Source organism: Palleronia caenipelagi (genome assembly GCF_007004065.1).
GTDB lineage: Bacteria > Pseudomonadota > Alphaproteobacteria > Rhodobacterales > Rhodobacteraceae > Palleronia > Palleronia caenipelagi.
In genome coordinates this window covers 98,143-116,754 of sequence record NZ_VFSV01000002.1, presented here as the reverse complement: position 1 = coordinate 116,754, position 18,612 = coordinate 98,143, and the positions used below count along the sequence as shown (strand labels likewise).

Genomic DNA, 18,612 nt, shown 5'->3' with positions numbered 1-18,612 from the left:
CGCCCGGGCCTTTGTCATTTCGCGCTAAAGAGCGATCAGTCGTCGGATTCTTCCGGCTTGGCTTCTTCGCCGGTTTCCTGATCCACGACCTTCATGGACAGGCGGACCTTACCGCGATCGTCGAAGCCCAGGAGCTTGACCCACACTTCCTGACCTTCTTTCAGAACGTCGGAGGGGTGGTTCAGGCGGCGGTTCTCGATCTGGGAGACGTGCACCAGACCATCGCGCTTGCCAAAGAAGTTCACGAAGGCGCCGAAATCGACGATCTTCACCACGGTGCCTTTGTAGACCTTGCCCTGCTCCGGCTCGGCCACGATCGAATAGATCATGTCATAGGCCTTCTTGATCGCTTCGCCGTTGGCGGAGGCGATCTTGATCACACCGTCATCATTGATGTCGACCTTGGCGCCGGAGGTTTCCACGATCTCGCGGATGACCTTGCCGCCGGTGCCGATCACTTCACGGATCTTGTCCGTCGGGATCTGCATGGTCTCGATGCGGGGCGCATGCTCGGAGAACTCGGAGACCTCGGAAAGGGCCTTGTTCATCTCACCGAGGATATGCAGACGGCCTTCCTTGGCCTGAGCCAGGGCGGTTTTCATGATCTCGGGCGTGATGCCGGCAACCTTGATGTCCATCTGCAGCGAGGTGATGCCGTTCTCGGTGCCCGCGACCTTGAAGTCCATGTCGCCGAGGTGATCCTCATCGCCGAGAATATCGGTCAGGATCGCGTAATCGCCGTCATCTTCGAGCACCAGACCCATGGCCACACCGGCCACCGGCGCCTTCAGCGGCACACCGGCATCCATCATCGACAGCGAACCGCCGCAGACAGAGGCCATGGAGGAAGAGCCGTTCGATTCGGTGATCTCCGACACGATGCGGATCGTGTAGGGGAAGTCGGTGGCGGCGGGCAGCACGGCCTGCAGCGCGCGCCAGGCGAGTTTGCCATGGCCAATCTCGCGACGGCCCGGAGGACCAAAGCGGCCCACTTCACCGACCGAATACGGGGGGAAGTTGTAGTGTAGCAGGAAGTTCGACCTGTAGGTGCCTTCCAGAGCGTCGATCATCTGCTCGTCATCGCCGGTGCCCAGCGTGGTAATCACGAGGCCTTGGGTCTCGCCACGGGTGAACAGCGCCGAGCCGTGAGTCCGGGGCAGGAATCCCGTTTCGGCCACGATGGGACGGACCTGATCGAGGGCACGCCCGTCGATCCGCTTTCCTTCCTTCACGACCGTGCCGCGCAGGACGGAGGATTCGAGCTTCTTGAGAGCGGAGCCGAGGTTTTCGTCGGTCAGTTGCTCTTCGCTCAGGGCGCCTTTGATCTCGTCCTTGGCGGCGGCAACAGCGGCCACGCGCTCCTGCTTGTCGAGGATCGCGTAGGCGGCGCGCATCTTGTCTTCGCCCGCAGCTTTCACCGCGGCGAACAGGTCCGCGTAATCCGGCGGGGTGAAGTCGAAGGGCTCTTTGGCGCTTTCTTCGGCCAGATCGATGATCAGGTCGATGACCGGCTGGATCTGCTCATGGGCAAAGGTGACGGCGCCGAGCATTTCGTCCTCGGAGAGCTCATAGGCCTCCGACTCGACCATCATCACCGCGTCCTTGGTCCCGGCGACAACCAGATCGAGACGCTGCTCGGGCTTGTTGCGCAGGTTGGACATGTCGTCCACGGTCGGGTTCAGGATGTATTCGCCATCCTCAAAGCCCACGCGGGCACCGGCAATCGGACCCATGAAGGGCGCGCCGGAGATGGTCAGGGCGGCGGAGGCTGCGATCATGGCGACGATGTCGGGATCGTTGACCAGATCGTGGCTGAGCACGGTGCAGATCACCAGCACTTCGTTCTTGAAGCCCGGCACAAAGAGCGGGCGGATCGGGCGGTCGATCAGACGCGCCGTCAGGGTTTCCTTCTCGGTGGGGCGGGCCTCACGCTTGAAGAAACCGCCGGGGATCTTGCCCGCAGCGTAATATTTCTCGTTGTAGTGAACCGTCAGCGGAAAGAAGTCCTGACCTGGCTTCTGCTCCTTGGCAAAGGTCACGTTGGCCATGACGCTGGTCTCGCCCAGAGTGGCGATGACCGAGCCATCGGCCTGACGCGCAACCTTGCCGGTTTCGAGCGTGAGGGTCTCTTCGCCCCACTGCATCGATTTCTTAGTTACTTGAAACATCTGTCGTATCCTGTCTCGGGAGCACACCCGGCCCTCCGGGTCTCCCGTTTATCCGGCGGCCCCATTGCCGCCGACCCCTCCATCCTGTCATGCGCCGGGGTCAATGCGTCACGTCTCAGATGTGGGCGTCCTAGCGGATCGCAGGTGATTTGGGAAGTGGAGAGGCGCTGGGTCGCGACAGTTCAGTTCCCGTTGAAGAACTTGCCCGCCGAAAGTACACCTCTCTGGATCGTATCCATTTCGTTGTTATCTATTTTACGAAACGCACCGGCAAACAAAGCTATTGTAATGGCGGTGATTGACGCAATTGGCGCAACATCATTGCAACGAGGAAGCCACCGCTCAGCGCAGCGGCATCAACGGTATACGGCGAGGGTTCGTCAGGAGAGTGCGGCGCGCCTAGAACTGAGTGTGTCAGGTGATATAAGAGTGATCCCATTCCGAAAATCACAACGCATCCCAGAAACGCTGACAACCTCCGGAGGCGCAGTCGTTGTTTCAACTCCGCGATGGACAGCTTCCTGAATTCATTCTCTCTTTCGTGCTCCAATAGCACAAGGTCATGGTGGAGTTTGCGTCGATGGCGCAGATCGGGATCGTCAGGCGGAATTTCGTCGATCATGCAGCGGTCTCTTCAACCTTTGCCCGCTTTTCCTCATAATGTTCCCTGATCAGATCATCAGGAATGCGCGTGAAATAACCGCCAGCCTTTACAGCAATGTCCCAAGGTCCGCCTTCTATATGAGTCAGATCCGAAAGCTGAAACGCGCTCAATTTTCCGTAGATGTCGTAAACTTGGCTGAGGAGGCTTTGGGAATCTTGTTCAATATTTTCGATAGAAGCTTGATCATTCGAGCCAACTACATTTGAAAAACCTGCGGCCCGAGCGAACGGATTTGTTGTCAGGTTTTGTTGCTCTCTAACCGTAACGCCCTGCTTGCGGAACGCGTTGTACACGTCAGGGATCACCGGACCATAGCGCCAAGCTTCGATCCGGTTGGCGAAAAGCGGCCGCTTCGTTGTCTCCAGATGCCAGCCATGGGCAATATAGACGAGCTTCAGGATCGTCATGATCGACAGTTCGCGATCATCCTTCGCGGCCCGGTCGATGAACCAGTTCGCGATTTGGCGGGCGTCGTACTGGGCAGTGTTGGCTCTTTCCATGGGACTAATATAGGCGTTCAGGCGCCAAAATGGAAACTGAAACGAAAATAGCCTATCGCTTCAGAGGACGACATCCGGGAAAGCTGTACGCCGCCCTAACGTTGGCAGTTTTGCCAGTCGGGGTGGATCCATGGGGCCTCATTGGCACGGGCGAGCGGTGCGCGGCCGAGGATGTGGTCCGAGGCTTTCTCACCGACCATGATCGTCGGCCCGTTCAGATTGCCATTGGGGATGCGGGGGAAGACGGAGCTGTCGGCGAGGCGCAGCCCCTCGACACCGATCACCCGCATCTCGGGGTCCACCACCGCCCCGGGATCGTCCGCCGCGCCCATCCGGCAGGTGCCGCAGGGATGATAGGCGCTCTCGGCATGGTCGCGGACAAAGCTGTCGAGGTCGTCGTCACTTTGCAGGTCGGCACCGGGTTGAATCTCGTGGTCGAGATAGGGCGCAAAGGCGGGCTGGGCGAAGATCTCGCGCGTCAGGCGCAGGCATTTGCGGAAATCCGACCAGTCCTGCTCCGTCGACATGTAGTTGAACACGATCTTTGGCGCTTCGCGGGGGTCGGCGCTGTGCAGGGTGATTTCGCCGCGCGAGGGGCTGCGCATGGGGCCGGTATGGGCTTGAAATCCATGTCCTTCCGCCGCCGCCTGACCATCATAACGCACCGCGAGCGGCAGGAAATGGTACTGGATGTCGGGATACTCAACGCCCTTGTCCGAGCGGATGAACGCCGCGCTTTCGAACTGGTTCGAGGCCCCAAGGCCGGTTTTCGTGAACAGCCACTGGGCGCCGATCAGCGCCTTTGAGATCAGGTTCCAGTGGCGGAACAGCGTAACCGGCTGCTTTGAGGCAATCTGGAAATAGACCTCCAGATGGTCTTGCAGGTTCTGCCCAACGCCGGGGCGGTCGGCGATCACTTCGATGCCATATTCCGTCAAATGGGCGGCGGGGCCGATACCTGACAGCATCAGGAGTTTGGGAGAGTTGATCGAGGAGGCGGCCACGATCACTTCGCGACGGGCCCGGATGACTTCTGTTCCGTCGCCGCGCTCAACCTCGACACCCACGGCGCGGCCATTCTCTATGATAATGCGCCGGGCCAGCGCCCGGATCAGGTCGCAATTGGGTCGTTTCAGGGCAGGGCGCAGATAGGCATTGGCCGCAGACCAGCGGCGCCCCTTCCACACGGTCTGCTCCATGGGGCCAAAGCCCTCTTGCTGCTGGCCGTTATAGTCGCCGGTGAGCGGGTAGCCCGCCTGCCGCCCCGCCTCAACAAAGGCCGCGTGGAGCGGATTGTTCCGAGGCCCCCGGCTCACATGAAGCGGTCCATCGGTGCCGCGCCAGTCGGGATCGCCCCCGTGGCCGCCATCGTGCCAGGTCTCCATCCGCTTGAAATAGGGCAGCACGTCCGCGTAGGCCCAGCCCTGTGCGCCGCTCTCGGCCCAATGGTCGAAATCCCGCGCGTGGCCGCGCACATAGACCATTCCGTTGATCGAGCTGGAACCGCCGATCACCTTGCCACGCGGCACGACCAGCCGCCGCCCGCCCAGATGAGGCTCCGGCTCGGAGCGGAATCCCCAGTCGTAGCGGGCCATGTTCATCGGGTAGCTGAGCGCGGCGGGCATCTGGATGAGCGGCCCCGCATCGGTGCCTCCGTGTTCGATGACCAGCACTGAGGATCCAGACTCACTCAGTCGGTAGGCCATGGCACAACCCGCGCTGCCCGCTCCGATGATGACGAAATCCGCTTCCATGATCCGCTCCGCTCAGAAAGGCGCTTCGACCGGGCCCATCCGCACGTACACGGATTTCACCTGACTGTAATGGGCGATGGCCTCTTTGGAGTTCTCCCGCCCCACGCCTGAGAGTTTCGAGCCGCCAAAGGGTGCTTCCACCGGCGCGTCATTATAGGAATTGATAAAGCAGCTCCCCGCCTCCAGCCGCGCGATCACCCGGTGGGCGCGGGTCAGATCGCGGGTGAAGACCCCCGCCGAGAGGCCAAACTCCGTGGCGTTGGCGCGGGTGATCGCTTCGTCCTCATCCTCGAAATCAAGCACCGCCATCACCGGGCCAAAGATCTCCTCCCGGGCGATTATCATATCGTCGGTCACGTCGGCGAAAACCGTTGGCTCCACGTACCAGCCTGGCAGATCAGGTCGCCCGCCGCCACAGATCAGCCGCGCCCCTTCTTCGACGCCTTTGGCGATATAACCCTCAACGATGTCCCGCTGGCGGGCGCTGACAAGAGGGCCGAAATTCGTCGCCTCATCCAGCGGGTCGCCGATGACCGCCTGTGACAAACGCTCGGAGAGGCGGGTCAGAAAAGCCTCCTTGATCCCGCGTTGGACAAAGACCCGCGTGCCATTGGAACAGACTTGGCCGGAGGAATAGAAATTCCCGAGGATCGCGCCGCCGACAGCATCCTCCAGATCAGCGTCGTCGAAGATCAGGAGGGGGGATTTGCCGCCGAGCTCCATGGTGACGTGCTTCATGCCTTCCGCAGCGGCGGCATAGACCTTGCGACCTGTGGGCACGGAGCCGGTGAGCGAGACCTTGTCCACGCGCGGATCGCTGACCAGTGCGGCGCCGACCTCGCCGCGCCCCTGAATGACGTTGAACACGCCCGGCGGCAGGCCTGCCTCCTGTAGAATCTCGGCGATCTTCAGAGCGCAGAGAGGGGTTTCTTCGGACGGCTTGAACACCATGGTGTTGCCGCAGGCGAGCGCGGGCGCGGCTTTCCAGCAGGCGATCTGGGTCGGATAATTCCATGCGCCAATGCCGACACAGAGCCCCAGCGGCTCGCGGCGGGTATAGACCCAATCCTGCCCCAACTGGATGTGCTCGCCCGTGAGGCTCCCGGCCAGCCCACCGAAATATTCCAACGCATCGGCGCCACTGGTCGCGTCGGCGACGAGCGTCTCAGAGAGTGGTTTGCCGGTATCATGGGTCTCGATCACCGACAGTTCATGGTTGCGGGCGCGGATCAGGTCGGCGGCGCGGCGCAGGATACGACCCCGCTCGGTGCCGCTCATTCCAGCCCACTCCGCCTGCGCTGCCCGGGCTGAAGCGAGTGCCTGTTCCACGATGGCGGGCGTGGCAGCGTGAACGCGGGCGATCTCCTGTCCGCTGGCCGCATAGATCACCGGAATCGGATCCCCGGCGGCGTCTTCGACAAAGGCGCCGTTGATGAAATGGCTGGCGGCGGTGCGCAGATCGGTCATGGCATGAGCTTTCTCTCTTGGGGCGGCATCGTCCCGGTTTGAGCGGTGTCGAGAAGCCCGAACACCAGATGCACGGCCTCGTCGTGGTCAAGCGCCCCGTCCCCGAGGCCGAGGCGCAGATAGATGCCGTCGATCATCGCGGCCATCCGCTGCGCCATTTCGGGGGCCTCGCCTCCGACCAGAGGGCGTAACCCATGGGTGAGGTTCGACAGAAGCCGCCGGTGATAGGTGCAGAGCATCCGCCGGGCCTCTTCTGACCGTTGGGCCGCAACGTAGAAATTCAGCCACGCAGCCAACATCTCCGGGCTGAGGCTCTTCGGCGAAAAGGAGACGCGCACGATGGCCTCGACCCGCGCGGCGGGCGAGGGGGCCTGGTCCAGAGCGGTGCGGATCTCAGCGCTGTAGAGCACCAAAAGGTGCCGCATGGCGGCGAGCAGCACCTGATCCTTTGAGCCGAAATAATGGTGGACCAGAGCCGAAGAGATCCCCGCATGGCGCGCGATTTGCGCGACCGTCACATCAAGTGAGCCTGCGCGCCCGATCTCGGCGATGGCCGCCTCGACCACGGCCCGGCGGCGGATCGGTTCCATCCCGATTTTGGGCATCCTTCCCCCGTGTGATGTAGCTGCGGCTGCGATTTTTCTTGACCGGGCTATCACAAGCGATCTTAATTAACTCGTCAATCAAAAAAGAACGGGAGGATCACATGAAGGTTTCCATCACTCTGGCGCTCGCGACGCTGACCGCCACTGCGGGCATGGCAGCGGCTGATTGCGGCGAAGTCGTGTTCTCGGATGTGGGCTGGACCGATATCACCGCGACCACTGCGGCAACGACCACGGTGCTGGGCGCGCTGGGATATGAAACCGATATCAAGATCCTCTCGGTGCCCGTCACCTACACGTCTATGGCGGAGGGCGATATCGACGTGTTTCTCGGCAACTGGATGCCCACCATGGAGGCCGATATCGCCCCCTATCGTGAGGCCGGAACGGTAGAAACCGTTCGCGCCAATCTCGAGGGTGCAAAATATACGCTGGCTGTGAATGCGGCGGCGAGCGCGCTGGGGATCGCCGATTTTGGCGACATTGCCGGGCAGGCGGATGCGCTCGACGGCAAGATCTATGGCATTGAACCGGGCAATGACGGCAACCGTCTGATCCAGTCGATGATCGACGAGGGAATGTTCGGGCTGTCGGAGTTCGAGGTGGTCGAAAGCTCGGAGCAGGGGATGCTGGCGCAGGTCGAGCGCGCGTCGCGCAAGGACGAGCCCATCATTTTCCTCGGCTGGGAGCCCCATCCCATGAACGCGAATTTCGAGATGTCCTATCTGACCGGCGGGGATGATGTCTTTGGTCCGGATTTTGGTGGCGCGACGGTGTATACGAACACCCGTCAGGGGTTTGCGGCGGACTGTCCGAACCTCGGCAAGTTTCTTCAGAACCTCGAATTCTCTCTGGCGATGGAGAATGAGATCATGGCTGCGATCCTCGATGATGGCGCTGACCCGCAAGACGCTGCCGCCGCCTGGCTGAAGGCCAATTCCGATGTGCTGACCGGCTGGCTGGACGGCGTGACCACCGCCGATGGGGGCGACGCCATGGCGGCGGCCAAGGACGCGCTCGGTCTCTGAGGGGCCAGGTTCTGAACGAAAGGGGCGCCCATGGACTGGCTGACCGAGACGAAAATCCCGGTAGGAAAAACGGCGAAGGCCGTGTTCGAATGGTTGCAGGACGTGGGCGAGCCATTCTTTGACTGGCTCTCAGTCATGCTGGAGCTGCTGATCGACTCGATCCTGTGGCTGATGCAGACCCCTCATCCCCTGATCGTGGTGGCGGTTTTTGCGGCCATCACGTGGGTGCTCCAGCGCAATTGGAAAATTTGCCTCTTCGTGGTGCTGGGGTTCCTCTTCATCATCAACCAAGGCTATTGGGAGGAGACGACTGAGAGCCTGACGCTGGTCCTTTCGGCCTGCGTGGTTTGCATGGGGATCGGGGTGCCCATCGGCATCGCCGCCGCCCACCGGCCGAGGCTTTACGTTGCCATGCGCCCGGTGCTGGACCTCATGCAGACCCTGCCGACCTTCGTCTACCTGATCCCGGCGATCGTTTTTTTTGGCATCGGCATGGTTCCGGGGCTGATCGCGACGGTGATCTTCGTGCTGCCCGCGCCGATCCGGCTCACCCATCTGGGTATTTCCTCGACTCCGCAAGCGCTGCTTGAAGCTGCGAGGGCTTTTGGCGCCACAAGCCGGCAGACGCTCTGGAAGGTCGAGTTGCCCTACGCGTTGCCGCAGATCATGACCGGGCTGAACCAGACCATCATGCTGTCGCTGTCGATGGTGGTCATCGCCGCGCTGGTGGGCGCGGACGGGCTGGGGGTGCCGGTGGTGCGCGCACTCAATCAGGTGAACACGGCGCTGGGCTTCGAGTCCGGCTTCATCATCGTGGTCGTTGCAATCATGCTCGACCGCGTGCTGAGAGTGGAGCGCTGAGCCATGACAGCTGTCGTTTTCGACAATGTGTCCATCGTCTTCGGATCAGATCCCGCCAGCGCACTGCCCCATATGGACCGGGGGCTGGACCGGTCGGAAGTTGTGGAGGCCAGCGGTCAGGTGCTCGGCGTGCATAACTGCTCGTTGGCTGTGGAAGAGGGTGAGATCCTCGTCCTGATGGGCTTATCTGGATCCGGCAAATCTACGCTGCTCCGGGCCGTCAATGGTCTGAACCCGGTGGTGCGCGGATCGGTGCAGGTCTCGGACGGCCAAGGGATGGTGGATATCACCCACGCGGAGGCCCGGACTCTGCGGCGGATGCGGCAGACCTGCATCGCGATGGTCTTCCAGCAGTTTGGCCTCCTGCCGTGGCGGAGCGTGCGCGAGAATGTCGGCCTCGGGCTGGAGCTGTCAGGTCTGCCTCGGGCCGAGCGGGAGGCCCGGATCGATCAGCAGCTGAAACTGGTGGGGCTCTCAGACTGGGCCGGGCAGAAGGTCAGCGCCCTGTCGGGGGGGATGCAGCAGCGGGTCGGTCTCGCCCGCGCCTTCGCCACCGAAGCTCCGATCCTGCTGATGGATGAACCTTTCTCCGCGCTCGACCCCCTGATCCGAACCAAATTGCAGGACGAATTGCTGGAGCTGCAGAAGACCCTGAACCGGACTATCATTTTTGTCTCTCACGATCTCGACGAGGCGTTCAAGATCGGCAATCGCATCGCCATTATGGAGGGCGGACGGATCGTTCAGTCCGGGACACCGCAGGACATCTACAAAAACCCGGCCAACGCCTATGTTGCGGATTTCGTGGCTCACATGAATCCGCTGGGTGTGCTGCGCGCGGGGGATCTGGCGGAGCCGTGCAGCCATGTGCCTGCCGCCACGGTGCCTCACGATACCGCTATTCGCGAGGTCATCGAACAGATCGATGTGGCGGGAGAGGCTGTGGGTGTCAGTCAGAACGGTCGGTTGATCGGAGAGATCACGCAGGACCGGGTTTTGCGCGCGCTGGTCAATCCTGGGCGCTGACCAGCACGGGTTCAGCCTGGGCAGGGCCGCGCGCCGCAGCTACAAATATCGTTCTGGACCGGAAGTGCCGGGGCGATCCGGTCCGCGGACGGGGCGCAATCGCGGTCTCTTTCGGGACCACTACACGCAGGGCCATTATACGCAGGGTCGGAGGATCGGATGCCGCTCACCATGAATCGAAATGTCTTCATCACCTGTGCCGTAACAGGGTCAGGAGCCACGCAGGATCGCAGTCCGCATGTGCCACGCAGCCCTGCGGAGATCGCCGCCAGCGCGATCGACGCGGCCAAAGCCGGTGCTGCGGTGGTTCATTGCCATGTGCGCGACCCGGAAACGGGCGCTCCGAGCCGGGATCCGGGCCTCTACCGCGAAGTGACCGAGCGGATCCGCGACGCCGAGGTGGACGTGGTGCTGAACCTGACGGCGGGCATGGGCGGCGATATGGTGTTTGGTCCGGTCGAGGCGCCCTTGCCTTTGAACGCGACAGAGACCGACATGATCGGAGCGAGTGCCCGCATGGCCCATATCGCCGAGTGTCTCCCGGAGATCTGCACGCTCGATTGCGGAACAATGAATTTCGCAGAGGCCGATTATGTGATGACCAACACGCCGGGGATGTTGCGCGCCATGGGGGCGATGATGACGGAACTGGGGGTCCGCCCGGAGATTGAGGCGTTCGACACGGGCCATCTCTGGTTCGCCAAGGAGCTCGTCCGCGACGGTACGCTGACGGGGCCAGCACTGGTGCAGCTCTGCATGGGGGTGCCGTGGGGCGCGCCCAACGATATCCACACATTTATGGCGATGGTAAATGCGATCCCGGAGGACTGGACGTGGTCGGCCTTTAGCCTCGGGCGCGACCAGATGCCTTACGTCGCACAATCGGTTCTGGCCGGGGGCAACGTCCGCGTGGGTCTCGAAGACAACCTCTTTCTCGACAAAGGCGTTCTGGCCACAAATGCGCAGCTCGTCGAACGTGCGGTAACGGTCATCGAGGGGATGGGCGCGCGGGTGGTTGGGCCAGACGCGGTCCGCGCTCAGTTGGGCCTGACGAAACGGGCACCTCTCGCCCGGGGAGCTGTGGCATGAGTGCGCCGCTCCGGGCCGCCATTATCGGTGGCGGCGTGATTGGGGGCGGGTGGGCCGCGCGGTTCCTGCTGAACGGTTGGGACGTTTCGGTTTACGACCCCGATCCCGACGCCGAGCGAAAGCTGGGGGAAGTGCTGGACAATGCCCGCCGCAGCCTTCCAGCGCTCTATGATCGGGCCTTGCCGCCTGCGGGACAGCTGCGGTTCTGTACCGGGATCGCCGACGCTGTGACCGGGGCCGCATGGGTCCAGGAAAGCGTGCCAGAGCGGCTCGAGCTCAAGCACACGGTGCATGCCGAACTAACCCGTCTTGCCCCGGCAGAGGCGGTGATTGGATCCTCGACATCGGGGTTTAGGCCTTCGGAGCTGACCGGGCAGGGTGCCCGGGTGATCGTCGCCCACCCGTTCAACCCGGTCTACCTGCTGCCGCTCGTCGAGTTGGTGGGCGCGCCGGAGCATTGCGCGCGGGCGGCCGGGCATCTGCGCGCGATAGGGATGTATCCTCTGACCGTGCGTCAGGAGATCGACGCCCATATTGCCGATCGGTTGCTCGAAGCGGTCTGGCGGGAAAGTCTCTGGCTGGTGCGCGACGGGATCGCTACGACCGAAGAGATCGACGAGGCCATCCGCATGGGGTTCGGCTTGCGGTGGGCACAGATGGGGCTGTTCGAGACCTACCGGATTGCCGGGGGCGAAGCGGGCATGAAGCACTTCATGGCGCAGTTCGGACCTGCCCTGAAATGGCCCTGGACCAAACTGATGGATGTGCCAGAGTTCAACGACGACCTGGTGGAGTTGATCGCGGGGCAATCCGATGCGCAGTCCGGTCACATGTCGATCCGCGCGCTGGAGCGGTTGCGCGACGACAATCTGGTGGCGATGATCCGTGCATTGCGGCGCACCGGCAGCGGCGCCGGAGGTGTTATCACCGCCCATGAGGCGCGCTTGCCAGCGCCTGCGGAGGGCGTGCTGCCGGTGACGCTTGACCGGCAGGTGCCGAGCTCCTGGACAGACTACAACGGACATATGAACGAAGCTCACTACGTCGAAGCCAGCGCGGCGGCCACGGATCGCTTCATGGAGATGTTCGGCGCCGATGCCGCCTATATCGCCAGCGGCCGCAGCTATTTCACGGTTGAGACCCATGTTCGCTATCTGGCCGAGACCCACGCGGGTGACCGGCTCCGGGTCACCACGCAGGTTCTTGGCGGCGATGGGCGCAAGCTGCATTTGTTTCACACCCTGATGCGCGAGGGTGAGACGCAGGTGGCTACGGTCGAGACTCTGCTCGTCCATGTGGACCTGACAACCCGGCGCAGTTCAGAACCGGCACCGGAAATTGGGGAGAGGCTCGCGCCGCTTCTGAAGGCCCATGGGAGCTTGCCGCGCCCCGAGGGCGCCGGACAGGGAATTTCCGCGTCTGGCCGGGGCGCGGGGGCGGGCTGATCGCGCCCGGAGGCAAATGCCACCCTTGGCGGCGAGGCGTTTTAGGGTAAGCTTACGAAAAATATAAAGAGAACATAGATGACGGGAGGAAACGGAATGAAGAAAGAACTCGATATGCTGGCGCGGAAAGCGCTGCAGGGTCAGCTGGGCCGGCGGGATTTCATGGCGCGGGCTGCGGCGCTCGGGCTCACCGCCAGTGCGGCCAGCAGTCTGCTCGGTCAGCCTGCGTCGGCGCAGCCGGTCAAGGGCGGTACGTTGCGGATGGGTCTGGGTGGCGGCGAAAGCACCAATTCGCTCGATCCGGCGGCGGCCTTGAGTCAGGTCCCGTTCCACACCTCCCGCACCTTTGGCGAGACGCTGGTGGATGTGAACCCGGACGGGTCTTTCGATTTCCGGCTGGCGGAGTCCGTTGAGCCGAGCGCCGACGCAACGACCTGGGCGTTCCGCATCCGCAAAGGCGTCGAGTTCCACAACGGGCAGACTTTGACCCCCGATGACGTGCTGCAGACGATGCGGCGACACTCCGACGAAAACACGCAATCCGGGGCTCTTGGCGTTATGCGCGGCATCGCGGATATGCGCTTGGATGGCGACATGTTCATCGTCGAATGCACCACGCCCAATGCTGACCTGCCCTATCTGATGTCGAGCTATCAGCTCGTGATCCAGCCGGGCGGGGGCTTTGAAAACCCGGCGGCGGGGATCGGCACAGGGGCCTATAAGGTGACCGCCGAGGAGCCGGGCGTGCGGTATATGTTCGAGCGCTTCGGCAATTACTGGGACGACAGCCGGGGCCATTTCGATGCGGTCGAGATGCTGGTCATCAACGACAGCACGGCCCGCAACGCGGCGCTGCAGTCGGGTCAGGTGCATATCGTCAATCTGGTGGAGCCGCAGGTGGCGCGACTGCTCGACCGTGCTCCGGGTCTCTCGGTAAAGAGCGTGGCGGGCCGGGGTCATTATGTCTTCATCATGCATTGCAACACGGCGCCCTTTGACAACAAGGATCTCCGTCTGGCCCTGAAATACGCGATCAACCGCGAGGAAATGGTCGAACGGATCCTGAGTGGCTATGGCACGGTCGGCAACGACATTCCGATCAACGCGGCCTATCCGCTGTTTGACGCGTCGATCCCGCAGCGGACCTATGATCCTGAAAAGGCCGCTGAACACTACAAGAAATCCGGACATGACGGCTCGCCCATCGTATTGCAGGTGGCCGATGCGGCCTTCCCCGGCGCGGTGGACGCAGCCCAGCTCTTTCAGCAGAGTGCGGCGGCGGCAGGGATCCCGCTCGAAATCAAGCGCGAGCCCGATGATGGCTACTGGTCCGAAGTCTGGAACAAGCAGCCTTTCTGCGCCTCGTACTGGGGTGGGCGTCCTGTGCAGGATCAGATGTATTCGACGGCCTATCTGTCGAAGGCGGACTGGAATGACACCCGATATTTCGATGAGACCTTCGATAAACTCCTTCTCGAAGCACGCGGCGAGCTGGACGACACAAAGCGCAAGGCGCTTTACAGCGAAATGGCCAATATGGTCCGGGACGATGGCGGCCTGATCTGCCCGATGTTCAACGACTTCGTCGAAGGGGTCCGCGACGAGGTGCAGGGATGGGAGCAGAACGGTATCTGGGAGGTGATGAACGGATCTGCGCCGTCCCGCTGCTGGTTCGCCTGAGGCGATCTCGTGAACAGAATTATTCTGCGCATACTGGCTCAGCGCATTGCGCTGAGCCTGCTTCTCCTGCTTCTCGTGTCGGTCCTGATTTTTGCCGGCACGCAGATCCTGCCGGGTGATGTGGCCGCTTCGATCCTCGGTCAGTCCGCAACCCCTGAGGCGCTTGCCAATCTGCGCGAAGAGCTGGGTCTGAACGCGCCGGCGTGGCAGCGCTATTTCGACTGGCTGGGCGGTCTCCTACAGGGCGATCTGGGCCGCTCGCTGACCAATGGCCGAGACATTGGCGAGGCGATCGGGCAGCGGTTGTCCAACACGCTGTTTCTGGCCACGACGGCAGCTGTCATTGCGGTCCCGCTGGCGATTTTCCTTGGGCTCGTCTCGGTGCTCTATCGTGACCGCTGGCCGGACAAGCTCATCTCGGCGCTGTCCCTCGCCGCCGTCTCTGTGCCGGAATTTCTGATCGGTTATATCCTGATGTTCTGGGTTGGTGTGCAACTCGGCTGGGCGCCGTCGGTGGCGATCCTGAATGACACCATGACTTTCTGGGAGCGGCTCCACGCGATCACCCTGCCGGTGGCGGTGCTCACCATGGTGGTGCTGGCCCATATGATGCGCATGACCCGGGCTGCGATCCTGAATGTGATGCAGTCCCCCTATATCGAAACCGCCGAGCTGAAAGGGCTCGGGACCTTCGCCGTTATCTGGCGTCATGCCTTGCCGAACGCGATCTCGCCGGTGGTCAATGTGGTGATGCTGAACCTCGCCTATCTGGTGGTGGGGGTGGTGGTGGTCGAGGTCGTGTTCGTTTATCCCGGCATGGGCCAATTCCTTGTCGATCACGTCTCAAAGCGCGATGTCCCCGTGGTGCAGGCCTGCGGGCTGATCTTTGCGTCGGTCTATATTCTGCTGAACATGGTCGCTGATATCGTCTCGATCCTAGCCAATCCGCGATTGAGGCATCCCAAATGACCCGCATCCCGATCCCCGCTCTGTTCGGGCTGGTCTTCACCGGGCTTTTCTTTGCCATGGCCGTGCTTGCGCCCCTGATCGCGCCCTATGGTCCGGCCGAGATCGTCGGAGATGTCTGGGAGCCCGCCTCCGCCGATCATCTCATGGGCACGGACAATATTGGCCGCGACCTCCTGACCCGGATGATCTACGGCGGGCGCACGACCATTCTAGTGGCAACGCTGGCGACGGTCATCAGCTTTGTGACCGGCGCCTGTCTGGGGCTGTTTGCCGCCGTGATCGGCGGCTGGGTGGATCAGGCCCTCTCGCGTTTCGTCGATCTGATGATGTCGATTCCGACACTGATCTTTGCCCTCGTGGTGCTCTCTGTCATGCCGGTCACGTTGCCGGTGCTGATCGTGGTGATGGGCCTCCTAGACGCCACCCGGGTGTATCGCCTGTCCCGCGCTGTCGCTGTCGACATCACCGTCATGGACTTCGTTGAAGCCGCCCGGCTCCGGGGCGAGGGGCGCGGATGGATTGTCTTTCGGGAAATCCTGCCCAACGCATTGTCCCCGCTGGTCGCGGAAATGGGGCTGCGCTTCATCTTCATGGTGCTGTTTGTCTCGACTCTGTCCTTCCTCGGCCTCGGTGTTCAGCCACCGGCCGCAGATTGGGGCGGGATCGTGAAGGAGAACAAGGACGGTATCGTCTACGGTATCGGGGCGGCACTCTGGCCTGCCGCCGCGATTGCGACACTGGCCATCAGCGTCAATCTGGTGGCCGACTGGGTTCTGGGGCGAACCACCAGCCTGAAAGGGGGCCGCGGATGACCGGGACCTTGCTGAAGGTGCGCGATCTGCGCATCGGAGCCACCATCTACCCGCCCGGTGCGGCCGCGGAAGATATCGAGATTGTCCACGGCGTCAGTTTCGATTTGGAACGAGGCAAGGTGCTGGGTCTTATCGGTGAGTCCGGCGCCGGGAAATCCACCATTGGCCTTGCGTCGCTCGCCTATGGGCGGGGCGGTGTGCGAATTACCGGGGGCGAGGTGCACCTGAACGGGCGCGACATCCTGAGCCTTGGCCCAAAGGGCCATCGTGACCTGCGTGGCGCGGAGGTCAGTTACGTTTCGCAATCGGCTGCTGCGTCTTTCAATCCGTCGAAGCCTATTCTGCAACAGGTGACCGAAGCCACGATCCGTCACGGGCGATTGTCCGCACGGGAGGCCGAAGCGCGCGCCATCGACCTGTTTCGTCAGCTGGGTCTACCCGAGCCGGAGACGATTGGGCAGCGATATCCCCATCAGGTCTCGGGCGGTCAGCTCCAGCGCTGCATGACGGCACTGGCGCTCTGCCCGAAGCCGGATCTGGTGGTCTTTGACGAGCCGACGACGGCGCTTGACGTGACGACTCAGATCGACGTGCTGAAGGCGATCAAGGACGCGATTGCGGCCACCGGGGTCGCGGCACTCTATATCACCCACGATCTTGCAGTTGTGGCGCAGGTCTCGGACGAGATCATGGTTCTGCGCAATGGCGCGACGGTGGAGCATGGCACCGCAGAGCAGATCATCAGCGCCCCGCAAGAGGCGTACACACAGGCTTTGGTGTCGGTCCGCTCGACCCAGAACCCTGCCCGTACGGGGCCCGCAACGCCGGTAGTCGAGATCAGAAATGTCTCGGCCCGCTACAAGGGGCTGGACGCGGATATCGTCTCCGATATCAGCGTCGAACTGGTCCCCGGACGGACGCTCGCCGTGGTCGGAGAAAGTGGCTCGGGTAAGTCAACGCTGGCACGCGTGCTGACGGGTCTTTTGCCCCCGCGAGAGGGAAAAATCCTGTTCGAGGGTCGTGCTTTGGCCCGCGAGTATGACGCCCGCCCACGCGACGACCTCCGTGAGATCCAGATGATCTACCAGATGGCGGATGTGGCGATGAACCCGCGACAGAATGTGGGCACGATCATCGGGCGTCCGCTGGAGTTCTATTTCGGCATGAAGGGTTCTGAAAAGGTGAGGCGTGTCAGAGAGTTGCTGGATGCCATCGACCTCGGCGCTGAGTTTGCAGATCGCTATCCGGCAGAACTCTCAGGGGGACAAAAACAACGGGTGTGCATTGCCCGTGCGCTGGCGGCAAAGCCGAAAGTCATCATTTGTGACGAGGTCACCAGCGCGCTCGATCCGCTGGTCGCCGAAGGGATTCTGAAGCTGCTGCTGGATTTGCAGACTGCAGAAGGGGTCGCCTATATGTTCATCACCCATGATCTCGCGACGGTACGGGCGATTGCCGATACAATCGCCGTGATGCATCGGGGAAAGATCGTCAGATACGGCCCAAAGCCGCAGGTTCTCAGCCCACCTTTCGACGATTACACGGACTTGCTGCTCGGGTCAGTGCCCGAGATGCGGATTGGCTGGCTCGAAGAGGTGATTGCGCGTCGCAAAATGGAGAGCGCCGGACACTAGCCGCCGCGCTCCGCAAAGCCCGTGACAGCCGCCACAATTGCATCGAAGCTTGCTCTGGCCCGTGCGGAGCTGTGTCGGGCGCGCAAATAGCCATGGGGCAGTTGCGGCTCGTTCCGGCAGGTCGCGGGAACTCCGGCCGCGCGCAACCGCGCTGCGTAGGCCGGACCGTCATCGCGTAGCGGGTCCACATCGGCGGTGACGATCCAGGCTGGTGCGACGTCAGACAGATCAGCGGCCTGCAAGGGTGCGGCGCGGGGGTCATTCGGGTCTGTGTCGCCATGAATGGCTGCCTGATAGCTGTCGAGGTCTGCGGTCCGAAGCATCGGCGCTTCGGCGTTATCCCGGTAGGATGGCAGGCTGCGGTCACCGCCGAGCCAGGGGTAGATCAATACCTGGGCCAGCGGCTGAGCGCTTCCTTGCAGCGCAAGGCAAAGACCGGCTGCCAACGTCGCCCCTGCGCTGTCGCCTGCCACAATCGTTGGCCGATCCAAGGTCTGCCAGACCGCCAGCGCGTCCTCAAGCTGTGCGGGCCAGCGATGCTCGGGCGCCAGCCGATAGGCCGCCGAAATCACCCGCAAGCCGCTGCGTCCAGAAATTTCCGCGCAGACATCATCATGGCTGTCGAGTCCACCGACAACAAAGCCACCGCCGTGAAAATACAGCACCTGCACGGGACTGTGGTTGCCGTAGATCCGGCAAGGCACCCCGCCAAGCCGCAGATCCGCGACCGGCAGACCAGAGGGACGCGAGGCCCGGAACACCTCGCACATCGCGTCATAGGCGCGCCTGTTATCTGTGGCGCTGGCGTCGTTCGTCTCCGCCGGATAGGCGGCCTCGGTGCGCCGGATAAAGTCGAGGATCTCCGGGTCGGTAATCATGGCACTCCCTTGTCTCTCAGTCTGTTTACTGG

16 protein-coding genes are annotated in these 18,612 nt (G+C 62.5%); 9 read left to right on the top strand and 7 right to left on the bottom strand.

The annotated features are described in order from the left end of the window. Nucleotides 1-35: 35 nt before the first annotated feature. The 6 genes from pnp to betI form a co-directional block, all read right to left on the bottom strand. Entirely contained in the window at nucleotides 36-2,168 is a 2,133-nt protein-coding gene (gene pnp / locus FEV53_RS01565; RefSeq protein WP_142833064.1) for a polyribonucleotide nucleotidyltransferase, read from the bottom strand. Nucleotides 2,169-2,448: 280 nt separating this feature from the next. After that, on the bottom strand, nucleotides 2,449-2,790 hold the full coding sequence (locus tag FEV53_RS01560) for a hypothetical protein (RefSeq protein WP_142833063.1): 342 nt from the start codon (nucleotides 2,788-2,790) through the stop codon (nucleotides 2,449-2,451). Then, a complete protein-coding gene (locus FEV53_RS01555; protein WP_142833062.1) occupies nucleotides 2,787-3,332 on the bottom strand; it encodes a Panacea domain-containing protein in 546 nt (181 codons plus the stop codon). The genes FEV53_RS01560 and FEV53_RS01555 overlap by 4 nt, the downstream gene beginning before the upstream one ends. A 95-nt stretch (nucleotides 3,333-3,427) precedes the next feature. Further along, nucleotides 3,428-5,086 (bottom strand): choline dehydrogenase, encoded by a 1,659-nt coding sequence (gene betA / locus FEV53_RS01550; RefSeq protein WP_142833061.1) that lies wholly within the window; start codon nucleotides 5,084-5,086, stop codon nucleotides 3,428-3,430. 12 nt (nucleotides 5,087-5,098) lie between these two features. Next, a complete protein-coding gene (gene betB / locus FEV53_RS01545; protein ID WP_142833060.1) occupies nucleotides 5,099-6,553 on the bottom strand; it encodes a betaine-aldehyde dehydrogenase in 1,455 nt (484 codons plus the stop codon). Beyond that, nucleotides 6,550-7,158: a choline-binding transcriptional repressor BetI gene (betI, locus tag FEV53_RS01540; protein ID WP_142833059.1), complete on the bottom strand. Its 609-nt coding sequence runs from the start codon at nucleotides 7,156-7,158 to the stop codon at nucleotides 6,550-6,552. Before betI ends, betB begins: the two co-directional genes overlap by 4 nt. Before the next feature lie 101 nt (nucleotides 7,159-7,259). Here betI and choX point away from each other — a divergent pair, with 101 nt between their 5' ends. From choX to FEV53_RS01495, 9 genes are all read left to right on the top strand, one after another. Then, nucleotides 7,260-8,186, top strand: coding sequence for a choline ABC transporter substrate-binding protein (gene choX / locus FEV53_RS01535; RefSeq protein WP_142833058.1), 927 nt, complete (start codon nucleotides 7,260-7,262; stop codon nucleotides 8,184-8,186). A gap of 30 nt (nucleotides 8,187-8,216) precedes the next feature. Beyond that, on the top strand, nucleotides 8,217-9,047 hold the full coding sequence (gene choW, locus FEV53_RS01530) for a choline ABC transporter permease subunit (RefSeq protein ID WP_142833057.1): 831 nt from the start codon (nucleotides 8,217-8,219) through the stop codon (nucleotides 9,045-9,047). 3 nt (nucleotides 9,048-9,050) lie between these two features. Beyond that, complete coding sequence (gene choV / locus FEV53_RS01525) at nucleotides 9,051-10,073, top strand: choline ABC transporter ATP-binding protein (protein WP_142833056.1); 1,023 nt, start codon at nucleotides 9,051-9,053, stop codon at nucleotides 10,071-10,073. Between the two features lie 159 nt (nucleotides 10,074-10,232). Then, nucleotides 10,233-11,162 (top strand): 3-dehydrocarnitine:acetyl-CoA trimethylamine transferase BcoG, encoded by a 930-nt coding sequence (gene bcoG / locus FEV53_RS01520; protein WP_142833055.1) that lies wholly within the window; start codon nucleotides 10,233-10,235, stop codon nucleotides 11,160-11,162. Then, nucleotides 11,159-12,607: a carnitine 3-dehydrogenase gene (locus FEV53_RS01515; RefSeq protein WP_142833054.1), complete on the top strand. Its 1,449-nt coding sequence runs from the start codon at nucleotides 11,159-11,161 to the stop codon at nucleotides 12,605-12,607. Before bcoG ends, FEV53_RS01515 begins: the two co-directional genes overlap by 4 nt. 96 nt (nucleotides 12,608-12,703) lie before the next feature. Beyond that, on the top strand, nucleotides 12,704-14,287 hold the full coding sequence (locus tag FEV53_RS01510) for an ABC transporter substrate-binding protein (protein WP_142833053.1): 1,584 nt from the start codon (nucleotides 12,704-12,706) through the stop codon (nucleotides 14,285-14,287). A gap of 18 nt (nucleotides 14,288-14,305) precedes the next feature. After that, the gene (locus FEV53_RS01505; RefSeq protein WP_221931569.1) at nucleotides 14,306-15,256 is read left to right on the top strand and encodes an ABC transporter permease; all 951 of its coding nucleotides are present in this window, start codon (nucleotides 14,306-14,308) and stop codon (nucleotides 15,254-15,256) included. Further along, entirely contained in the window at nucleotides 15,253-16,068 is an 816-nt protein-coding gene (locus FEV53_RS01500; protein WP_142833051.1) for an ABC transporter permease, read from the top strand. Before FEV53_RS01505 ends, FEV53_RS01500 begins: the two co-directional genes overlap by 4 nt. Then, nucleotides 16,065-17,702, top strand: coding sequence for an ABC transporter ATP-binding protein (locus FEV53_RS01495; protein WP_142833050.1), 1,638 nt, complete (start codon nucleotides 16,065-16,067; stop codon nucleotides 17,700-17,702). Before FEV53_RS01500 ends, FEV53_RS01495 begins: the two co-directional genes overlap by 4 nt. On the opposite strand, the gene FEV53_RS01490 is transcribed toward FEV53_RS01495, so the two are convergent. After that, nucleotides 17,699-18,580, bottom strand: a complete 882-nt coding sequence (locus FEV53_RS01490) for an alpha/beta hydrolase (protein ID WP_142833049.1) — start codon at nucleotides 18,578-18,580, stop codon at nucleotides 17,699-17,701. The two genes, FEV53_RS01495 and FEV53_RS01490, sit on opposite strands and share 4 nt — an antisense overlap. Between the last annotated feature and the right edge of the window lie 32 nt (nucleotides 18,581-18,612).